Annotated in this window: 16 protein-coding genes; 10 read left to right on the forward strand and 6 right to left on the reverse strand. The window is 69.4% G+C overall.

The window, feature by feature from the left end; genetic code table 11:
- Positions 1-271 precede the first annotated feature (271 nt).
- A complete protein-coding gene (locus VG561_RS10630) occupies positions 272-1,792 on the reverse strand; it encodes a thioredoxin family protein (protein ID WP_423179600.1) in 1,521 nt (506 codons plus the stop codon).
- A gap of 97 nt (positions 1,793-1,889) precedes the next feature.
- Positions 1,890-2,339 carry a GNAT family N-acetyltransferase gene (locus tag VG561_RS10635; protein WP_049439384.1) on the reverse strand — a complete coding sequence of 150 codons (450 nt, stop codon included), beginning with the start codon at positions 2,337-2,339 and terminating at the stop codon, positions 1,890-1,892.
- Between the two features lie 66 nt (positions 2,340-2,405).
- Here VG561_RS10635 and VG561_RS10640 point away from each other — a divergent pair, with 66 nt between their 5' ends.
- The 10 genes from VG561_RS10640 (at position 2,406) to VG561_RS10685 (ending at position 14,109) form a co-directional block, all read left to right on the forward strand.
- Positions 2,406-3,341, forward strand: a complete 936-nt coding sequence (locus tag VG561_RS10640) for a TIGR03571 family LLM class oxidoreductase (RefSeq protein WP_423179565.1) — start codon at positions 2,406-2,408, stop codon at positions 3,339-3,341.
- A gap of 125 nt (positions 3,342-3,466) precedes the next feature.
- Positions 3,467-3,778, forward strand: a complete 312-nt coding sequence (locus tag VG561_RS10645; protein ID WP_032129991.1) for a DUF3817 domain-containing protein — start codon at positions 3,467-3,469, stop codon at positions 3,776-3,778.
- A gap of 153 nt (positions 3,779-3,931) precedes the next feature.
- Positions 3,932-5,128: an MFS transporter gene (locus tag VG561_RS10650; RefSeq protein ID WP_423179566.1), complete on the forward strand. Its 1,197-nt coding sequence runs from the start codon at positions 3,932-3,934 to the stop codon at positions 5,126-5,128.
- On the forward strand, positions 5,125-6,318 hold the full coding sequence (locus VG561_RS10655; RefSeq protein ID WP_423179567.1) for an isochorismate synthase: 1,194 nt from the start codon (positions 5,125-5,127) through the stop codon (positions 6,316-6,318). The genes VG561_RS10650 and VG561_RS10655 overlap by 4 nt, the downstream gene beginning before the upstream one ends.
- Positions 6,315-7,967 carry a (2,3-dihydroxybenzoyl)adenylate synthase gene (locus VG561_RS10660; RefSeq protein ID WP_423179568.1) on the forward strand — a complete coding sequence of 551 codons (1,653 nt, stop codon included), beginning with the start codon at positions 6,315-6,317 and terminating at the stop codon, positions 7,965-7,967. The genes VG561_RS10655 and VG561_RS10660 overlap by 4 nt, the downstream gene beginning before the upstream one ends.
- Positions 7,967-8,599 carry an isochorismatase family protein gene (locus tag VG561_RS10665; protein WP_134808983.1) on the forward strand — a complete coding sequence of 211 codons (633 nt, stop codon included), beginning with the start codon at positions 7,967-7,969 and terminating at the stop codon, positions 8,597-8,599. The genes VG561_RS10660 and VG561_RS10665 overlap by 1 nt, the downstream gene beginning before the upstream one ends.
- On the forward strand, positions 8,599-8,856 hold the full coding sequence (locus VG561_RS10670) for a phosphopantetheine-binding protein (protein ID WP_423179569.1): 258 nt from the start codon (positions 8,599-8,601) through the stop codon (positions 8,854-8,856). The genes VG561_RS10665 and VG561_RS10670 overlap by 1 nt, the downstream gene beginning before the upstream one ends.
- Positions 8,853-12,743, forward strand: coding sequence for an enterobactin synthase subunit F (locus VG561_RS10675; protein WP_423179570.1), 3,891 nt, complete (start codon positions 8,853-8,855; stop codon positions 12,741-12,743). Before VG561_RS10670 ends, VG561_RS10675 begins: the two co-directional genes overlap by 4 nt.
- Entirely contained in the window at positions 12,734-13,492 is a 759-nt protein-coding gene (locus VG561_RS10680; protein ID WP_414612134.1) for a 2,3-dihydro-2,3-dihydroxybenzoate dehydrogenase, read from the forward strand. Before VG561_RS10675 ends, VG561_RS10680 begins: the two co-directional genes overlap by 10 nt.
- A 170-nt stretch (positions 13,493-13,662) precedes the next feature.
- The gene (locus VG561_RS10685; protein ID WP_049439400.1) at positions 13,663-14,109 is read left to right on the forward strand and encodes an REP-associated tyrosine transposase; all 447 of its coding nucleotides are present in this window, start codon (positions 13,663-13,665) and stop codon (positions 14,107-14,109) included.
- A gap of 250 nt (positions 14,110-14,359) precedes the next feature.
- On the opposite strand, the gene VG561_RS10690 is transcribed toward VG561_RS10685, so the two are convergent.
- The 4 genes from VG561_RS10690 to VG561_RS10705 are packed head-to-tail and all read right to left on the reverse strand — an operon-like array spanning position 14,360 to position 18,296.
- Positions 14,360-14,815: a DUF2894 domain-containing protein gene (locus VG561_RS10690; protein WP_423179571.1), complete on the reverse strand. Its 456-nt coding sequence runs from the start codon at positions 14,813-14,815 to the stop codon at positions 14,360-14,362.
- Entirely contained in the window at positions 14,733-15,371 is a 639-nt protein-coding gene (locus tag VG561_RS10695; RefSeq protein ID WP_014647413.1) for an OmpA family protein, read from the reverse strand. The genes VG561_RS10690 and VG561_RS10695 overlap by 83 nt, the downstream gene beginning before the upstream one ends.
- Complete coding sequence (locus VG561_RS10700; RefSeq protein ID WP_423179572.1) at positions 15,368-17,632, reverse strand: DUF802 domain-containing protein; 2,265 nt, start codon at positions 17,630-17,632, stop codon at positions 15,368-15,370. Before VG561_RS10700 ends, VG561_RS10695 begins: the two co-directional genes overlap by 4 nt.
- 10 nt (positions 17,633-17,642) lie before the next feature.
- Entirely contained in the window at positions 17,643-18,296 is a 654-nt protein-coding gene (locus VG561_RS10705) for a DUF3348 family protein (protein WP_014647411.1), read from the reverse strand.
- Positions 18,297-18,410: the final 114 nt, after the last annotated feature.

Raw genomic sequence — 18,410 nt, forward strand, 5'->3', positions numbered from 1 at the left:
GGCAATCAGCGAAGGTCGGGTTGCCGGCCAGCGGCCGGCACTACCAGAACCCGCTTTTCGAACCTCACCGGCGCGCTGTTGCGCTGCCCGCGCTCGCAGGAAACTGTCAGGAGGGGGCGGGGGCCGCTGGACAGGACCGTTGGCGCCAAGGATGGCGCCATCGAGCACCATGGAGGGGCTTTTGCGTGTCCTGGCCAGCGGCCCCCGCCCCCTCCCACACGGATCAACAAAAGCGCCGGCAGGCGAACCAGCCGCCAGCGCCTTCATCAACTCAACTCAACCAATCCTTGCACGCACCATCAACCTGTTCCCCGCACGCCTGCTGCATCCGCTGCTGCAGCCGCGCCAGTGTTTCGGCGCCCTGGTGCTTGCCGCTCCACGTCTTCAACTGCCCGGCCAGGCGCTCGAAACGCTGGCGGGTACGCTGGTGGTAGCCCGACGGCTGCGCTTCCAGTTCGGCGATCAGCGAGGCGGTGGCCTGCTCGATGCGTGGTGCATCGTCCGGCGCCAGCTTCAACAGGCCCTCCACGTACAGCACGCCCCACTGCACGCGGGTGGCCGGGCCCTGCGCGCCATCGTAGGCGCGCTTCAGCCACTCCAGTGCGCCGGCGGTGTCGCCGCGCTGCTCGGCCAGTTCGGCCAGCTCGGGCATGTAGTAGTACGGCTGCTCGCTGCGCTTCAGCTCGGCCAGCAACAGCGCCTCGGCGCCCGCGTCGTCGCCGACCTGGCGCAGTGCGTAGACCGCGCTGCTGATCGTGGCCTGGCGTGCATGCGCATCGGTGGCGGCGGCATCGGCAGCGGCCACGCGCTGCTTGACCCGCTCAACCAGGGCCGCGGGCAGTGGGCCGTTTGGCTGCTGCTGACGTGCCAGCGACACTTCGGTCAGCGCACGCGACAACGCGTCGTCGGCGCGATCACCGCGCTCGGCATCTGCGCGCTCCAGTGCGACCAGCAGCTGCTGTCCCAGCGTGTTGCTGGTGGCCGGCCCGGCACTGGCCTGCTTGACCAGCGTCGCGCCCGCGTAACCCAGCAGTTCGCGGTTACGACGGACTTCGGCAGGTTGCGCCAGCACTGCCTGCAGCAGCTCACGCACCTCGGTGGGCGAGCTGGCGGGCGTGTCGGCGGTGGCCAGGGCCAGCAGGGCGAAGCGGCGTTGCAGCGCCGCGTCGGGTGCGGCCTTGGACAGCTGGCGCAGCACATCCTGGCTCCTGCGCTCGCCGGCCAGGCGGTTGGCGTCGACTTCCCAGCCGTAGTCGCCCAGCACCTGCCAGTCTTCGGCGGCCAGCCTGTCCGGCGTGGCCAGTGCCGTCGCCAGGGTGGCGGCGATGGCGCTGCGGCGCCCGGCCGCGACGGTCAGCGCACGGGTCAGTTCGGCCGCGTCGTTGCCGCCGGCCACGCGGGTGAGCTCATTGCGTTGTGGGTCCAGCACGATCAGGGTCGGATAGCCGCGCACCCCGAAGCGTTCGCCCCAGGCCTGTGCCCCTTCCTCGTCGCCATCCAGGTAGACCGGCACGAACTTGCCGGTCAACGCGATGAACGCCGGGTCCTTGAACAGGCCGGCCTTGAGCTGGTTGCACGGCGGGCACCAGACCGCGCCCCAGTACAGCAGCACCGGCTTTCCGCTGTCGGCGGCCTCGGCGAAGGCATCGTCCACATCGCCCTGGCGCCAGGCGATGGCGGACGCCGGCGCGGGCGCCTCGGCGGAGCTGGCGGTGGACACCGGGGCCGGGGTGCAGGCGCTCAGCGCCGAAGCCAGCAGCAACACGGAAAGCGCGACGCGCATCGGCGGCATCTCGAAGGGGGGACAGTCCATTGTAGGAATGGCCGGGGAGTGTGCTGATTCAGTTTGCTTATATCGGCCGTGCAGCGGGGCATGACACCCGCTGCCCTCAGGCGGCTGCCCGCACCATCTGCTGGTACACCAGCCCGTTGAACTCGCCGACATCACCGTCCAGCACGAAGCCATAGCGCAGGTAGGTAGGCACTGCGTTGAGCGAGGCGCGCACGGTCAGCACCGGTGTGCGCAGGTGCGGCAGCACGGCTTCGAACAGGGCATGGCCGATGCCCTGGCCCTGGCAGGCGGGATCGACGAACAGCATCGCCAGGTGGCGGCCTTCCTTCAGCTCTACCACGCCGAGGATGCGGCCATCCTGCTCGGCCACCAGGATTTGGTTGTCACCCTGCAGGCGTGCAGCGAACGCATCGGCGGCGGCGACACTGCCGAACGTAGCAATGCCGGCCGCGCTGAGCGAGGGCGCGACGGCCGCAGTGAATGCGGCCAGGCATACCGCGCTCATCGCGGGCATGTCATCGATGTGGGCGGGGCGGATCCTCGGCATGCAGCGATCTTCCTGTGGCGTGTGGCGTGTGATCGTCGCCGGTTGCCTGCACGCTAAGCTGGTCCCATGAGTGAATTCAATCCCGCCTACGCTTCGTTGTTTCCGCAACAGGGACTGAGCCTGGGCCTGATGACGCCCGTTGCGGCGCATGGGCTGGCCGATCCGGGCGCGGCGCGGCGCATTGCGCGGCTGGCCGACGATCTTGGTTTCGCCGCGTTGTGGGCGCGCGATGTACCGCTGATGGTGCCGCAGGGTCCGGACGCGACGGCGAGCGCGCTGGACGACCCCTTCCTGTGGCTGGGCATGCTGGCCGCCGCGACCACGCGCATCGTGGTCGGTACCGCCGCCATCGTGTTGCCGTTGCGCCAGCCGTTGCAGGTGGCGAAGTCGGCCTTGAGCCTGGACCGGATCAGTGCAGGGCGGTTCGTGCTGGGCCTGGGTTCGGGTGACCGCCCGGAAGAATTCGCCGCCTTCGGCGAGGATCTGGAGGGCAGGGCGACGACCTTCCGTGAGCGCTGGACGTTGCTGCGCGCGGCGTTGTCACCGGAGGCCGATGCGCGGACCGCCGTACTGCAGGCCACGGGTGGCTTCGACGTGCTGCCGGCGCCGGCAACCCGCATCCCGATGCTGGTGGTGGGTACCGCGCGGCAGAGCCTGCAGTGGATCGCGCGCGAGGCCGAAGGCTGGGCCACCTATCATCGTGAGGAGGCCGCGCAGGAGGGGCGCATCGGCCTGTGGCAGCAGGCGCTGGTGCAGCGCGGTGGGCCGGGCAAGCCATTCGTGCAGTCGATGCTTCTGGATCTGCAGGCAGATCCGCAGGCGCCAGCCGAGCCGCTGCCGCTGGGCCTGAAGGTCGGCCGCGATGGCCTGCGTGACTATCTGCTGCGCGTGCATGGGCAGGGCGTGGCGCACGTGATGTTCAATCTGGTCGACAACGGGCGGCCGATGGACGCGGTGTTGCGTGAGATCGGGGAGCAGGTTCTGCCACACACGCTCCGGTAGGTGTCCACCTTGGTGGACACGCTCCAACAGTCGAGCACGGCTCGACTCCATACGCGGCTCGCATCTGCGTATCATTCGCATTTGATACCCCGCTGCCGGAGCCCCGCGTGACCCAACCTTCCCCCATGCACCCGACCGGACGCCTGTTCGCCGCGGTCGCTTTCATCGAGGCTGTGACCTGGGCCGGCCTGCTCATCGGCATGTGGATGAAGTACGGCCCCATGGCCAACGTGGCGCTGGTGAAGCTGTTCGGGCCGCTGCACGGCGTGGCCTTCCTGGTCTATGTGGCAGTCACCCTGTTTGCGGCAGTGCGCCTGCGCTGGCCGTGGTGGGCCAGTGCCCTGGCGCTGCTGGCGGCGATCCCGCCGCTGGTGACGCTGCCGCTGGAGTGGTGGTTCAAGCGCCGTGGCCTGCTGGGCCTGCGTGCGATGCGCTGAACCCGCTGTTGCATGCCCATTCAAGAGAATGGGTATCAAATGCAAATACGAGCCGTTATCATTTAAGGGTGGCGTCTGGTCCTGAGCGGGGCCGGTGCCGGGTGGGGCGCGCAGGTGCGCCCGCCCATCCTTTCCTGTTACGGCTGGTGTTCCATGCATGCACGTCCCGTCGTTCCCGGCTTGCCGGCGCTGGTGTTGGCTGCCCTGATCGGCACCATGGCGATGATGTCCTTCGTCGCCGTGATCGGCCCGGTGGTCCGCATGCTCGGCCTGTCCGAGTGGCATGCCGGCCTGTCGGTCACTGCCGCAGGCGTGTTGTGGATGCTGGCCGCGCGCCCCTGGGGCCAGCTCAGCGACCGCATCGGCCGCAAGCGCGTGCTGATGCTGGCGATGAGTGCCTACACCGTGGTCTACATCGCGCTGGCGGTGTTCATCGACATTGCCTTGCAGGCGGTGCCGCCGGTACTGGTGTCAGTGCTGGTGCTGGTCGGCGCGCGTGGCCTGATCGGCCTGTTCTATGCGGCGGTGCCTCCTACCGCAGCCGCGCTCATCGCCGACAAGGCGCCGACCGGCCAACGTGCGAAATTCCTCGCCCGCCTGGGCAGCGCCAACGCGCTGGGCATGGTGCTCGGCCCGGCCGCCGCGGGCTGGCTGGCCTATACGAACCTGTCGTTGGCGCTGTACGTGGCCGCGCTGCTGCCGTTGCTGGCACTGGCGTTGCTGGCCTGGCGGCTGCCGGCCACGCCGCCCGTGGTGGGTGCGTCCTCACAACGCCGCACGCCGATGAGTCGCCTCGACACGCGCCTGCGCCTGCCGCAGCTGGCGGCGTTCATCGCCATGGTCTCGGTGACCATCGCGCAGGTCACGGTCGGCTTCTTCGCGATTGATCGCCTGGGCCTGGATGCGGCTGCGGGCGCGCGCATGGCCGGCATTGCACTCACAGCGGTCGGCGTCGGCCTGATCCTGGCGCAGGCGCTGGTGATGAAGCTGGAGGTGCATCCGCGCCGCTGGATCATCCTCGGCGCGCTGATTTCCGGCATTGGCTTTGCTTCGGTGGCGGGCGTGCAGCAGGGCTGGCAGTTGCCGGCGGCATACGCGCTGGCCGCGTTCGGCATGGGCTTCGTATTCCCCTCGTTCCAGGCGCTGGCCGCCGACGCGGTGGAAGCGCACGAGCAGGGTGCCGCAGCGGGCACGGTCGCTGCCGCGCAGGGGCTGGGCATGGTGGCCGGGCCGATGCTCGGCACGCTGTTGTATCGCGGCGGGCCCAGCCTGCCATACCTGCTGGTCGGCGCGCTGCTGCTGTTGCTGTGCGCGCTGGCTGCAGCGCATCGGATGAAGGAGACCCCATGAACGATTCCCTGATGCAGGGCGCGTGGCCGGAGGCTGCGCCCGCGCCGCTGGAGAGCACTGACGACGCGTCGCTGTTCCTGCTGCAGCATGCAGGCCAGCATGTGCACGCACGCGGTTGCCGCCTCGCGCTGCCGGGTGGCGCGCTGGCAACCTTGGCGGAGCGCGTTGCGGCCTTCTTCGCCCAGCAGCGTGGCGGTCCGGGCCTGCTGGTCGGTGCGGTGCCATTCGAACCGCGTGCCGACGACGCGTTGTACCAGCCCGAGCGCCTGCTGCCGGCCCTGCCGTTGCAACCACGGGCGGCGCCGGCGCTGCAGGGCCCGCTGCAGGCGGAGCCCGCAGCGCAGGACTATGCAGCTGCGGTTGCCGCGGCAGTGAAGGCGCTGCGCGCGCCCGACCAGGACCTGCACAAGGTGGTGCTGGCGCGCAGCCTGCTGGCGCACAGCCGCCATGCGCTGTCTCCAGAGGTGCTGCTGGCGCGGTTGGGCGCGGATCCCTCGGTGGCGACCTATGCGGTGCCGCTTCCGGTTGAACCGGGGCACGCACCGGCCTGGCTGGTCGGCGCAACACCGGAGCTGCTGCTGCGCAAGCGTGGCGCCGAGCTGTTGTCGCACCCGCTGGCCGGGTCCGCGCGCCGCAGTGCCGATGCCGCCGAGGACGAGCGCGCCGCGCAGGCGCTGCTGGCTTCGAACAAGGACCATGACGAGCACCGCCACGTGGTCGAGGCCATCATCGAGGGCCTGGCGCCGTACTGCAGCCACATCGATGCGCAGCCGCGCCCGGTGCTGCATGCCACCGCCAGCATGTGGCATCTCGGCACCCGCATCCACGCCACCCTGAAGGATCCGAAGACATCGGTGGCCGAGCTGCTGGCGCAGTTGCATCCAACGCCGGCGGTCTGCGGTACACCCCGGCTGGCGGCACTGCAGCGTATCCGCGAGCTTGAGCCGGTGCCGCGTGGCTTCTATGCCGGTGCGGTCGGCTGGCTGGATGCGCAAGGGGATGGTGACTGGTATGTGGCGATCCGCTGCGCACGCCTGCAGGGCACGCAGCTGCGCCTGTACGCCGGCGCCGGCATCGTTGCCCAGTCGCAGCCCGAGGCCGAGGTCGCCGAAACCGCGGCGAAGTTTGCTGCCCTGTTGAACGCGTTGGGCGTCACCGACGCCGCGCCCGTCATCGAGCCTGCTGCATGAACACGCCCACTGTTTCTTCCCGCCTGCCACTGCAGCAGGCATGGCCCGATGCGCTGGTGGCGCGCTATCGCGAGGCGGGCTACTGGCGCGGCGAGACCTTCCCGGCGTTCCTGCGTGAGCGTGCGGAACGCTACGCTGATGACATCGCCGTGGTCGCTGGCGATGTGCGCCTGAGCTACGCGCAGCTGTGGCACGAGGCCGGTCGCATCGGTGCCGGACTGCTGGCACTCGGCCTGCAACCCGGTGAGCGGGTGCTGGTACAGCTGGGCAACACCGCCGGGTTCATCGCCACCGTATGCGGGCTGTTCCGCGCCGGCCTGGTGCCGGTGTATGCGCTGCCGGCGCACCGCATCACCGAGCTGGTGCACTTCGCCAACAAGGCCGAAGCCAGTGCCTACATCACTACCGACCTGCATGATGGCTATGATCATCGCGGGCTGGCGCGGGCGCTGCAGGCCGAGGTGCCGGCGCTGCGCCACGTGGTCATCGATGGCGACGCAGCAGAGTTCACCGCGCTCGAGGCGCTGCAGGGAGACCGCAACCAGCTGCCGGCCGACCCGGACCCGCAGTCGGTGGCGTTCCTGCAGATCTCCGGTGGCAGCACCGGGCTGTCCAAGCTGATTCCACGCACCCACGACGACTACATCTACTCGTTCCGTGCCAGCAATGACCTCTGCGGCATCGACCGCGACAGCGTGTATCTGGTCGCGCTGCCGGCCGCGCACAACTTCCCCATGAGCTCGCCCGGTTTCTTCGGCGCGCTGTATGCCGGTGCCCGCGTGGTGCTCAGCCCCGGTCCGGGGCCGGACGCGGCCTTCCCGCTGATCGCGCGCGAGCAAGTGACCTGCTGTGGGCTGGTGCCGCCGCTGGCGCTGTTGTGGGCACAGGCCGCCGCCACCAGCAAGCACGACCTGTCCAGCCTGCAGGTACTGCAGGTAGGCGGGGCCAAACTGGTGCCGGAAGCCGCACGGCGGGTGATTGACGGCCTGGGCTGCACCCTGCAGCAGGTGTTCGGCATGGCCGAAGGCCTGGTGAACTACACACGGCTGGATGATCCGGAAGAACTGATCGTAGCCTGCCAGGGCCGGCCGATCAGCCCGGACGACGAGGTGCGCGTGGTCGATGACCATGACCAGCCGGTGCCGGAAGGCGAGGTAGGGCATCTGCTGACCCGCGGCCCTTACACCATCCGTGGCTACCACAACGATGCGGTGGCCAATGCGCGTTCGTTCACCGACGACGGCTTCTACCGCACCGGCGACCGCGTGCAGCAGCTGCCCGGAGGCTACCTGGTGGTGCAGGGCCGTGCCGGTGACCACATCAACCGGGCGGGCGAGAAAATCTCCGCCGAGGAGATCGAAGATCACCTTCTGGCCCACCCCGGCGTGTTCGACGCCGCCGTGGTCTCCATTCCTGACGAGTATCTCGGTGAGCGCAGCTGCGCGTTCGTGATCCAGCAGGGTGAGCCGATCAAGGCCCCGGCACTGAAGGCCTGGATGCGCGGGCGCGGCCTGGCCGCGTTCAAGGTGCCCGACCAGGTCGTGTTCGTCGACAGTTTCGATACCACCGCGGTCGGCAAGATCAGCCGCCGCGAACTGCGCGCGCAGCTGCGTGCGCGTCATCTGCAACAGACAGGAGGAACGCGCTGATGGCGCTGCCCCGTATCACCGATTACCCCTTGCCGACTGCCGCCGAACTGCCGCAGGCGCGCGGCCCGTGGCGCCCGCAGCGCGATCGTGTCGCGCTGCTGGTGCACGACATGCAGCGCTATTTCCTGGCCGCATTCGAGGCCGGCAACGCACCGCTGCGGCCGGCAGTGGACAACATCGCACGGCTGCTGGCGCATTGCCGCGCGCACGGCATTCCGGTGTTCTACACCGCCCAGCATGGCGACCAGGACCGCCGTGACCGTGGCCTGCAGGCCGACCTGTGGGGACCAGGCATGCGTCGCAGCGCCGACCATGAACCAATCATCGAGGCACTGGCACCGCAGCCTGGCGAGCACGTGCTGGTGAAGCACCGCTACAGCGCGTTCCAGCGCAGCAACCTGGAGACGCTGATGCGGGTGCGTGGACGCGACCAGTTGCTGGTGACCGGCGTATACGCGCACATCGGCTGCACCGCGACCGTGGTCGAAGCGTTCCAGCGTGATATCGAGGCCTTCATCGCCGCCGATGCCGTGGCGGACTTCTCGCGCGCCGATCATGATCAGGCCCTGCACTGGATTGCCCGCACCTGTGGCGTACCGATGACCACCGACCAGTTGCTGGAGGTGCTGTGATGGCCGCCACGGGTGAGGTGCTGGATCTGGAGCGGATGCGTGCCGACGTGGCGCGCGTGCTGGAATGTGCCCCGGCCGATATCGGTGACGACGACAACCTGATCGACCTGGACCTGGACTCGATGCGCATGCTCGGCCTGGTCCTGGCCTGGGGCAACACCGGCCTGCCGCTGGAGTTCTCGCAGTTGGCCGAGCACACCACGCTGCGCCAGTGGTGGGCTGTGGTGCAGCAACTGCAGGCCGCGCAGAACGCATGAACGCCGCTGCGCTGGCCACACCGGTGGCATTGACCGAGGCCCAGGCCGGACTGTGGTTCGCACAGCGGCTGGCACCGGACAATCCGTCATTCAATACCGCGCACGCGGTGTGGATCGACGGCCCGTTGGACGTGGCCGCGTTCATTGCAGCGGCAGACCAGGCTGCAGGCGAGGCCCAGGCCTTCGCATTGCGCTTTGCCGAAGGGGCCGATGGCCAGCCGCTGCAGTGGCATGACCCGGCACACGTGCCGCTGCTTTCGGTGCGCGATGTTTCCACCGCGGCGGATCCCGCCGCTGCGGCACGCAACCTGATGCACACCGACCGTCTGAGCCCGGTCGATCCCACCCGTGACCGGATCAGTCAGCAGGTGTTGTTTGACCTGGGCGGGCAGCGCTGGGTCTGGTACCTGCGCGTGCATCATCTGGCCGCCGATGGCTACGGCATGGCGCTGTTCACCGATCGCGTGTGCGCGTTGCATGCCGGTCGCATGGCTGAACCGCTGCCAGGGCTGGCGGGCGTGCTGGCGGATGACGCCGCCTATCGTGCCGACCCGCGTCGTGCGCAGGCCGGGCGCTGGTGGCGCGAGCAGTTGCAGGGGGCGCCGGCGGGCGTGGGCCTGGCGGGTACCGTGGCGGCCAGCGACGATGCGCTGCGCTGGGTGCAGCCGCTCGATGCGGCCTTCCGTGAGCAGCTGCTGCAGGCCTCGGCACGTTGGCTGCAGCCCTGGCCGGATGTGCTGGCCGCGCTGGCGGCCGAGTACCTGCGGCGGATGAGCGCCGCCGATGAAGTGGTGCTGGGCGTGCCCTACATGGGCCGGCTCGGCAACGCGTCGGCGCGGGTGCCGGCGATGGTGATGAACGTGTTGCCGCTGCGCGTAGCGGCCGGCGAGGGCAGCGTCGAGGCCTTCACCCGCGGCTTGGGCCGGCAGCTCAGCCAGGGTCGCAAGCACGGCCGTTACCGCAGTGAGCAGCTGCGCCGCGACCTGGGGCTGGTCGGCGCGCAGCAGCGCCTGCACGGTCCGCTGGTGAATGTGCAGCCGTTCTACAAGCCGCTGGCGCTGGCCGGCGTGCAGGCGACGCTGGAGGTGCTGTGCACCGGGCCGGTGGATGATCTGACACTGGGCTTCCGTGGCGATGGCCAGCACCTTCTCGATCTGGAGATCGAGGCCAATCCCGCGCTGTACAGTCGCGAGGATGTCGAGGCGCATGCAGCGCGGTTGCTGCATTTCGTGTCGGCAGCATTGCAGGCTGACGATATTGCAGCCGTGCCTTTGGCGACGCTTGAGGAGGCGCAGCAGGTGCTGCACGGTTTCAATGCCACCGCGCATGCGCTTCCCGAGACTACCCTGGTTGAATTGCTGCAGCAGGGCATGGATCGGGATCCGCACGCGCCGGCGCTGGTGTTCGGCGACACTACGCTCGACTATGCAACGCTGGAAGCGCGCAGTTTCGCGCTTGCCGCACAACTGCGCGGGATGGGCGTCGGCCCGGGCAGCGTAGTCGCGGTGGCATTGCCGCGCTCGCTGGAACTGGTGCTCGCGCTGGTCGCGGTGCTGCGCGCAGGCGCGGCCTATCTTCCGCTGGACCTTGCCCATCCTGACGAGCGGTTGGCACGTATTCTTGCGTCGGCGCAGCCGGTGTGCGTACTGGCTGCGCCAGACGTATCGGTGCGCGTGGCCGGTGTGCCGGTGCTCGCGCCGGAGCAGTGGACCGCGCTGAATTTTGCGGCGCCATGGGCGGATCCTGCGCCCAGCGATGCCGCCTATGTGATCTATACCTCCGGTTCGACCGGCGAGCCCAAGGGCGTGGTCGTCGAACACCGCGCGATCGTCAATCGCCTGCTGTGGATGCGCGAGCACTACGGCATCGGCGCCGATGACCGCGTGCTGCAGAAGACCCCGGCCACCTTCGATGTCTCGGTCTGGGAATTCTTCCTGCCGCTGCTGTGCGGGGCAACGCTGGTGGTTGCCAGGCCCGATGCGCATCGCGATCCCACTGAACTGGCGCGCTTGATCCGGGGCCATGGCATCACCACCGCGCATTTCGTGCCGTCGATGCTCGACGCCTTCCTCGCTGCGCCGGCCTCCGAAGGTTTGCAGCTGCGCCGCGTATTCACCAGTGGCGAGGCGCTGGACGCTGCGTTGCGCGACCGCTTCCATGCGCGCGTGCGCGCAGAACTGCACAACCTGTACGGCCCGACCGAGGCCGCAGTAGATGTCAGCTATTGGCCGGCGTCAGCGCAGGATCGCTCGCGGCCGGTGCCGATCGGCTTCCCGGTCTGGAACACCCGCCTGTACGTGCTGGACGCCCGGATGCAGCCGGTGCCGGTCGGTGTGGCCGGTGACCTGTACCTGGGCGGCGTGCAGCTGGCACGCGGCTATCTCGGTCGCGACGATCTGACCGCCGAACGCTTCCTTGCCGATCCTTTCCTGGCGGGCGAGCGCATCTACCGCACCGGCGACGTGGCGCGCTGGCGCCGCGATGGTGCGGTGGAGTACCTGGGCCGCAGCGACCATCAGGTGAAACTGCGCGGCCTGCGCATCGAACTGGGCGAGATCGAGGCGGCTTTGCGCGAACTGCCGGGCATGGAGCGGGTGGAAGTGCTGCTACGCCAGGATGCTCCCGGCGAAGCGCGTCTGGTGGCCTATGTGCCGACCGCGCTTGCCGATGCCGTAATGCTGCGCAGCCACCTCGCCACGCATGTGCCGGACTACATGGTGCCCTCGGCCATCGTTGGTGTGGACCACTGGCCGGTGACCGCCAACGGCAAGCTCGACCGCAATGCGTTGCCGAAGCCACCGCAACGTGAAGTTGCCGGCTTGGCGCCGCGCACGCCGTTGGAACAGGAGCTGGCGTTGCTGTTCGCACAGGCGCTTGGGCGTGAGGCGCCGGTGGCGGTGGATGCGGACTTCTTCAGTCTCGGCGGTGACTCGCTGTCGGCGGTGCACCTGCTGCTGGCGATCGAGCAGCGCTGGCGCTGCGATCTGGGTTTGGGCGCCTTGTTTGCCCAGCCCACCGTGGCCGCGCTGGCGGTTCGTATTGCCGCGCCACCCGCGCTGGCCGATCACGCGCTGGGGCCGGTGATCGCGCTGGCCGCAACCGACGCTGCCGGGCCCACGCCGCTGTTCGTGCTGCACCCGGCCGGTGGCATCGCCTGGAACTACCGCACGCTCGCCCGGGCACTGCAACCAGCCCGCCCGGTGTATGGCCTGCAGTCGCCGGCACTGGACGCGCTGCTGCCACTGCCGAGCAGCATCGAGGCGATGGCCAACGACTACGTACAGCGCGTGGTCGCACTGCAGCCGAAGGGGCCGGTGCATCTGCTGGGCTGGTCGGTGGGCGGCATCCTGGCCCAGGCGATGGCGGTGCGGCTGCATGAGATCGGCCGCGACGTTGGAGAGCTGGTGCTGCTGGACGCCTATCCCAGCGAGTGCTGGCGGGCCGAGCCTGAACCGGACGCCGTCGCCGCACTGCGGGCACTACTGGCGATTGCCGGCCATGACCCGGATGCGCATCCGGAACTGGACAGCCGGGAACGCATACTCGCGTTCCTGCGTCGCGGCGGGAGTGCACTGGGCAGCCTGCCGGATGTGGTGCTTGACGGCGTGGTGCGCGCGGTGACCGGTACCAATCGGCTGATCCGTGAACATATCCACCGGCCGTTCGAGGGCACGCTGGTGCACGTCCGCGCTGGCCGGGATCACCAGGCGCGGCCACAGCTGCAGTCAACGTTGTGGCGGAGCCACGCGCGCAAGGTGCAGGCACTGGAACTGCCGTTCCTGCACGCCGAACTGACCGGCCGCGATGCGGTGGCGCAGCTGGCACCGTGGTTGTCGGCGCGGTTGCGCCACTGGGACGAGCAACAGGAGACCGCAACATGCAATTGACCGGTTTTGAAGGTCGTGTGGCGCTGGTGACCGGTGCCGCCGGGGGCATCGGTGAGGCACTGGTACGGCTGTTGGCCGCGGCCGGTTGCACCGTGGTGGCGACTGATCGCGAAGCACCCATGTTCGCGGATGCACGTGTGCAGGCGTTTGCTCTTGACGTGACCGACAGTGCGGCCGTCGACGCCTTGGTGGATCGGGTCGAGTCCAGCATCGGACCGATCATGCTGGCCGCCAGCGTGGCCGGTGTGCTGCATGTGGGCGGCGTGACCGAGACCGGCGATGACGACTGGCGCCGGGTGTTCGCGGTGAACACCGACGGCGTGTTCCATGTCGGGCGTGCTCTGGCGCGGGTGATGTCGCCGCGCGGACAGGGCGCGATGGTTACCGTCAGCTCGAATGCGGCCGGTGTGCCGCGGCACGGGATGGCCGCCTATGCGGCATCCAAGGCCGCCGCCACCATGTTCACCCGCTGCCTCGGGCTGGAACTGGCGCCGCTGGGAATCCGCTGCAACATCGTCGCCCCGGGATCGACGTTGACCCCGATGCAGACCGGCATGTGGCAGGACGAGCACGGTGCCGAGCGGGTGATCGCCGGCAGCCTGGAGACCTACAAGGCCGGCATTCCACTGCGCAAGCTGGCCACCCCCGAGGACATCGCGCACTCGGTGATGTTCCTGCTCTCGGAACAGGCCGGGCACGTGGCGATGAGCGACCTGTACGTCGACGGCGGCGCCACCCTGCGCGGCTGAGCCCCGACGGCCGCCTGCCGGCTGTGGTCGTGCCGGCCGCTGGCCGGCAACCTACGGCCCCCGGTAGTGCCGGCCGCTGGCCGGCAACCTCATTCACCTTCAGACATCTCCCAACCCCCGTCGAGCCATGGCCCGCCAGCCAACGCGCAATGATCGACCCACCATGGCGCATGAGCAGCCATCGCCTCCGCCTGGGCCGTTACTCGATCATCGGCCAGGTCTACGTTCTGACAACTACCACGCATCAGCGCCGCCGGCTCCTTGAAAGTAAAGCTGCAGCAGCATGTGTGATCGACCAGTTCGATTACATCGAGCAGCGCGGGCTCGTACGGTCACACGCATGGGTCGCCATGCCGGATCACGTCCACTGGATGTTCGAGCTGCGCGCAGCTGACCTTCCAGACATCGCACGCCGGATGAAATCGTCGAGCGCGCTTGCCCTGAATCGCCTGGCGGGCCGTCGAAGTACGGTGTGGCAGCCCGGCTACTTCGATCATGCCGTGAGGGCCGAGGAGTCGATGGCGCGGCAAGCGCTGTACATCCTGGGGAATCCGGTACGCGCCGGTCTTGCTGGGCAGATTGGCGAGTATCCGCATGCGTGGTCGGTCTGGGTGTGATGCCGGCCAGCGGCCGGCACTACCAGTCAATGTTCAGCGCGGCCATTCGCCGTTCAGCGCCGCTTGAGTGCGCTTCGGCCGTGTTCGGTCCGGTCTGATGCCGGCCAGCGGCCGGCAGTACCACGGCAGAACCGAAGCGCAGCGCAGATCGTGTTCCGGCGCACAGAGCACCCGCGATGGTAGTGCCGGCCGCTGGCCGGCAACCCCATGACCCGCGCGGAGACGCGTAGCCGCCGGCCAGCAGCCGGCGCTACTCCTTCGGCGTCTGGCGCGGCTTGCGCGTGCGCTTCGGCTTTGCGCTATCCGCACCACTGGCGGCGCCATCCTGCAGTGCCTGCAGCCAGGACAAGGTGTCCACGTAGTCGATGAAGTGGCGCAGGTAGCCGGGGCTGGTGGCCTGCATCGTGTCCAGCATGCGCTGCACCAGCACCGCCGAGTTCAGCGGGCCGCCGTCAGCCGGGGCCTCGGCGCGCAGGGAGCGGCGCACCTGCAGCTCGCTGCGCAGCTCCGACCACTCGCGCTGCACCTGCTGCAGCATCGGCACCTGCGGGTAATGCGGCAGCGAGCGCGACCCTGCATCAAGGTCGCGCACCAGTGCGCGCAGGCCTTCGAGCGCTGGCGGCTTACTTGGCATCCGGGGCCTTGGGCTTGGGAATCGGCGCGATCTCGACGCGACGGTTGCGTGCGCGGCCTTCCTCATCGGCATTGGAACTGACCGGCTGCTCGCTGCCGAACGCAGCGGCGAACACGGCGTCAGCCGGTACGCCATCGGCGATCAGGGTGCGGGTCACGGTCAGCGAGCGCTGCGCCGACAGCTCCCAGTTGTCGGCGAAACGCCGGTTGCCTTCGCGTACCGGCGCGTCATCGGTGAAGCCGCTGACCATCAGGATCTCTTCGCGGCTGCCCAGGTAGGCGGCCAGCGGTGCGGCCAGGCTGCGCAGCAGCTCCTGGCCTTCCGGCTGCAGCTGGTCGGAGTTCAGCGCGAACAGCACGCTGCCGCTGATGCCGATGCGGCCATCCACCAGCGTCACGCGACCGGCCGCCAGCGGGCCCGCCAGCGCCTGTTCCAGGGTCTGCAGACGCTTGGCTTCGGCCTGGCGCTGCTTCACTTCCTGGTCCAGTCGCTGCGACAGCTCCAGCTGCACGGCGACCACACCGACCAGTATCAGCACGAACGCGCCCAGCAGCACCGACATCAGGTCGCCGAAGGCTGCCCAGATCGGGGCATGCGAACCGCCGTCGACCTCCAGCTCGTCGCTCATGCGCTGCCGGCCTTGCCGCGGCGCGCGGCCAGCTGCTGCAGTTCTTCCATCACCTGCTTCTGCGACAGCAGGCTGAGGTCGACCACCTCGCGCGCCTGGGCTACGTAGTAGGCCAGCTGCTCGTCGCTGCGGGCCAGCGAGGCATCCAGTGCGCCGCCGATCTGTTCCAGGCGGCCGGACAGCTCGGTGGCGGCACTGCCGAACTGCGCGACCGCTTCGCCGAACGTGCCGGCCAGCTGGCCCACTTCGGCAGCGCTGCCGTTGAGCGCTGCGGCAATGCCATCCAGCTTGCCGGTCTCTGCGGCGATATGGTCGGTGAAGCGATTGCCAACCCGCTCCAGCAGCTCGGCCGAGCCACCGACCAGTGCGTCCACAGCGGTGCGCTGCTCGTGCGAAGCGTGATTGATCGCATCCAGCAGGGTCTGCACGGTGGCCAGCAGGCGGCCGCGCTCTTCCAGCATCGCGTTGTCACGCACCAGGCTCTCGGACAGCGTGCTGCGCAGCTCGTTAATGACGTCGGCAGCAGCCTTGGGCGCGGCCGCGGCGGTCTGCAGCAGGGTAGACACTTCAGCCAGCGTGGCGCTGGCCTGCGCGCGACCGTTCTCGCCGATCTGCTGTGCGGTGGCCGCCAGGGTGTCGCAGACCTGCTGCTGCTGCGCAGCCAGGTGTTCGCCGTTGGCCTGCAGGCGCTCGGCCAGGTCGCTGGAAACGTGCTGCAAGGCTTCGCTCCAGCGCTGCAGGCGCTGTTCGTCGCCGGCCTGCAGCTGCGCCTGCAGCGCGGCGTGGGCCTGCTGCAGCTCGGCGCTGATCGCGTCCCAGCGCGCCTGGCGCTGCTGCTCGCGGCTGTCCAGGCCAGCCTGCAGTTCGGCGTGCGCGGCCGCGGCAGCGGCCTGCGCGGCCTGCCACTGCTGCGAACGCTGCAGTTCGTGGTCCTGCAGCAGCGCCTGGCTGGTGCTGTGGTGCTGCTCCAGCGCCTGTAGCAGCGCCTGCGCGCGCGCGTCCAGATGCTCGCTGGAGGCCAGCAACGCCTGCTGCTGGCGTTCGACCAGCGCGCTGTTGAGTGCCTGCTGCTGTTCGGCGGCGGCGCGCCATGCCTCGGCATTGCCGCGGGCATCGGCCTGCAGGCGCTCGCCGATACGCGCGACCAGTGCTTCGGCGTGCGTGCCCTGGCCATCGCTGAAGGCCTGCAGGTGCTGGCGCAGATCACTGACCAGCGCCTGTTGTGCCTGGGTCTGCTCGCTCACCACCTTGGCCCAGCTGGCCTCGGTGGCGACGCGGCTGCGCTCGAAACCCTCGCTCAGGCCGGCCAGCTGCTGCTGCACGGCCTGCTCGACGCGGGCATGCAGTGCTTCGCCGTGATGGGCCAGGCCAGCCAGGGTGGTTTCGGCCATCGGCTGCAGCGCACCACCGATGGCGGCGGCGCTGGCTTCGGCCCCTTCGCGCAGCGACTGCTGCAGCGAGACGGCCAGGCGTTCCTGCAGGGCCTGGCTCTGGGTCAGGAACTCGGCCTGGCCGGCCAGCAGGCGCTCATTGGCGGCCGCACTGTGCTGTTCAAAAGTGCTGGTCATCGCCTGCAGGCGGTCGACCAGCGCCGGCAGCGCCGCAGACTGTGCCTGCAGCAGGCGCAGCGATTCGGCGCGCTGCCAGGCCTGCGAGTACGGATGCAGGTCGCCGGCAATGGCGCGGTCCAGCTGCTGCACGGCCTGCAGGCGGTCACGACGCAGCAATGCCGCCAGCAGGCCGAGCATGGCCGAGCTGGCCACACCGGCGATCGAGGTACCGAATGCCACCGCCAGGCCCTGCACCGGCGAGGCCAGCGAGCCGCGGATCGCGGCCATGTCGGTCGCACTCTGCAGCGCCAGGCCGGTGCCACGCAGCGTGTCCATCATGCCCAGCAGGGTGCCGAGCATGCCCAGCAGCACCAGCAGGCCAACCAGGTATGGGGTCAGCACCGGTGCGGGCAGGGCGGTGCGCTCGCCTTCCACGCGCAGGCGCACGGCGTTGCGCAGGCCCAGCGGCACGCGTTCCAGCCAGGCGGCGAGGCTTTCCTTCGCGCTGGACAGGTCGTTCAGCGCGCTGCGCAGGCCGTTGCTGGCCTGGCGGTAGCGATACAGCTCCACGCCACCGGCGATGTAGCAGGCCGCGATGATCGCCGCCACCGCTGCACCCAGCGGATGCACCGAAACGTAGCCAATGCCGATCCAGCACACGGCCAGCAGGCCGACAAGGAAAACAACGACATGGAAAACAGTTCTGGACATGGTGTTCCGGTCAGTGGGAGCGCAGGGCGTCTTGCAGCCCTTCGATCGGGTGGAAGCGCAGCTGCAGCTCGGCGAGCAGCAGGGTGCGCATGTCATGGCGGAAGGCCGCGCGCCAGCCGGGCTGGCCGTGCACGCGTTCAAAACGGGCGCCGAGCACCGCCGGCGCCGTGGCCAGCAGGCTGTGCTCGCGCGGGGTGAGGGTCTGTTCCATCACCGCATCGACCTCGGCCAGCCGCGCCAGCTCGGGTGAAACCTGCACCAGCTGGTCGCGCAGGCGGCCGCGCAGGCGCCCGGTGGCCGTCTGGATGGCCTGCTGCAGCACCCGATAGCGCTGGCGCAGCGAGGCGAAGTTGGGTACAGCGGCGGCTTCGGCCAGGTCCAGCAGGCGCTCGGCTTCGGCATCCTCACTGATCGAGGCCAGCAGGCTGGCGTGCGCCTGCGCGCAGTCGGCCAGCACATCCTCGAGCGCTTCGGCGGCTTCACCGGGCTCGGGCAGGCGTCCGCCGAGCGCCCCGGACAGGGCCACGGCGCGGCTCCAGTCCACCCACTGGCCGAGGCGATCGGTCAGGGCGGGACTGGTGGCCGGCATCGCGCCGTCGCTGAGACGGGCGAGCAGGCGGAGGAACTCCGGTCCACCCAGGACCGGCTGCGCTGCGTTCGCCATCAAGGGGTGAGGGGCCAAAAACCGTTGATTTTACAACCAGATGACCCGGCCTGGATGAAGGCGGGGCCGGGGGGAGGGGCCCGCAGGCGCGACAAGGCTTAGAATGTCCGGCTG

Source organism: Stenotrophomonas sp. CASM110 (genome assembly GCF_049384345.1).
GTDB classification, from domain to species: Bacteria; Pseudomonadota; Gammaproteobacteria; order Xanthomonadales; family Xanthomonadaceae; genus Stenotrophomonas; species Stenotrophomonas muris.

What these genes read in the sequence shown, in the direction of transcription:
- VG561_RS10650 (WP_423179566.1), top strand. Translation starts at nt 3,932, where the DNA reads ATGCATGCACGTCCCGTCGTTCCCGGCTTGCCGGCGCTGGTGTTGGCT.
- VG561_RS10655 (WP_423179567.1), top strand. Translation starts at nt 5,125, where the DNA reads ATGAACGATTCCCTGATGCAGGGCGCGTGGCCGGAGGCTGCGCCCGCG.
- VG561_RS10700 (WP_423179572.1), bottom strand. Translation starts at nt 17,632, where the DNA reads ATGTCCAGAACTGTTTTCCATGTCGTTGTTTTCCTTGTCGGCCTGCTG.
- VG561_RS10645 (WP_032129991.1), top strand. Translation starts at nt 3,467, where the DNA reads ATGCACCCGACCGGACGCCTGTTCGCCGCGGTCGCTTTCATCGAGGCT.
- VG561_RS10665 (WP_134808983.1), top strand. Translation starts at nt 7,967, where the DNA reads ATGGCGCTGCCCCGTATCACCGATTACCCCTTGCCGACTGCCGCCGAA.
- VG561_RS10670 (WP_423179569.1), top strand. Translation starts at nt 8,599, where the DNA reads ATGGCCGCCACGGGTGAGGTGCTGGATCTGGAGCGGATGCGTGCCGAC.
- VG561_RS10635 (WP_049439384.1), bottom strand. Translation starts at nt 2,339, where the DNA reads ATGCCGAGGATCCGCCCCGCCCACATCGATGACATGCCCGCGATGAGC.
- VG561_RS10660 (WP_423179568.1), top strand. Translation starts at nt 6,315, where the DNA reads ATGAACACGCCCACTGTTTCTTCCCGCCTGCCACTGCAGCAGGCATGG.
- VG561_RS10630 (WP_423179600.1), bottom strand. Translation starts at nt 1,792, where the DNA reads ATGCCGCCGATGCGCGTCGCGCTTTCCGTGTTGCTGCTGGCTTCGGCG.
- VG561_RS10690 (WP_423179571.1), bottom strand. Translation starts at nt 14,815, where the DNA reads ATGCCGATGAGGAAGGCCGCGCACGCAACCGTCGCGTCGAGATCGCGC.
- VG561_RS10695 (WP_014647413.1), bottom strand. Translation starts at nt 15,371, where the DNA reads ATGAGCGACGAGCTGGAGGTCGACGGCGGTTCGCATGCCCCGATCTGG.
- VG561_RS10640 (WP_423179565.1), top strand. Translation starts at nt 2,406, where the DNA reads ATGAGTGAATTCAATCCCGCCTACGCTTCGTTGTTTCCGCAACAGGGA.
- VG561_RS10685 (WP_049439400.1), top strand. Translation starts at nt 13,663, where the DNA reads ATGAGCAGCCATCGCCTCCGCCTGGGCCGTTACTCGATCATCGGCCAG.
- VG561_RS10680 (WP_414612134.1), top strand. Translation starts at nt 12,734, where the DNA reads ATGCAATTGACCGGTTTTGAAGGTCGTGTGGCGCTGGTGACCGGTGCC.
- VG561_RS10705 (WP_014647411.1), bottom strand. Translation starts at nt 18,296, where the DNA reads ATGGCGAACGCAGCGCAGCCGGTCCTGGGTGGACCGGAGTTCCTCCGC.
- VG561_RS10675 (WP_423179570.1), top strand. Translation starts at nt 8,853, where the DNA reads ATGAACGCCGCTGCGCTGGCCACACCGGTGGCATTGACCGAGGCCCAG.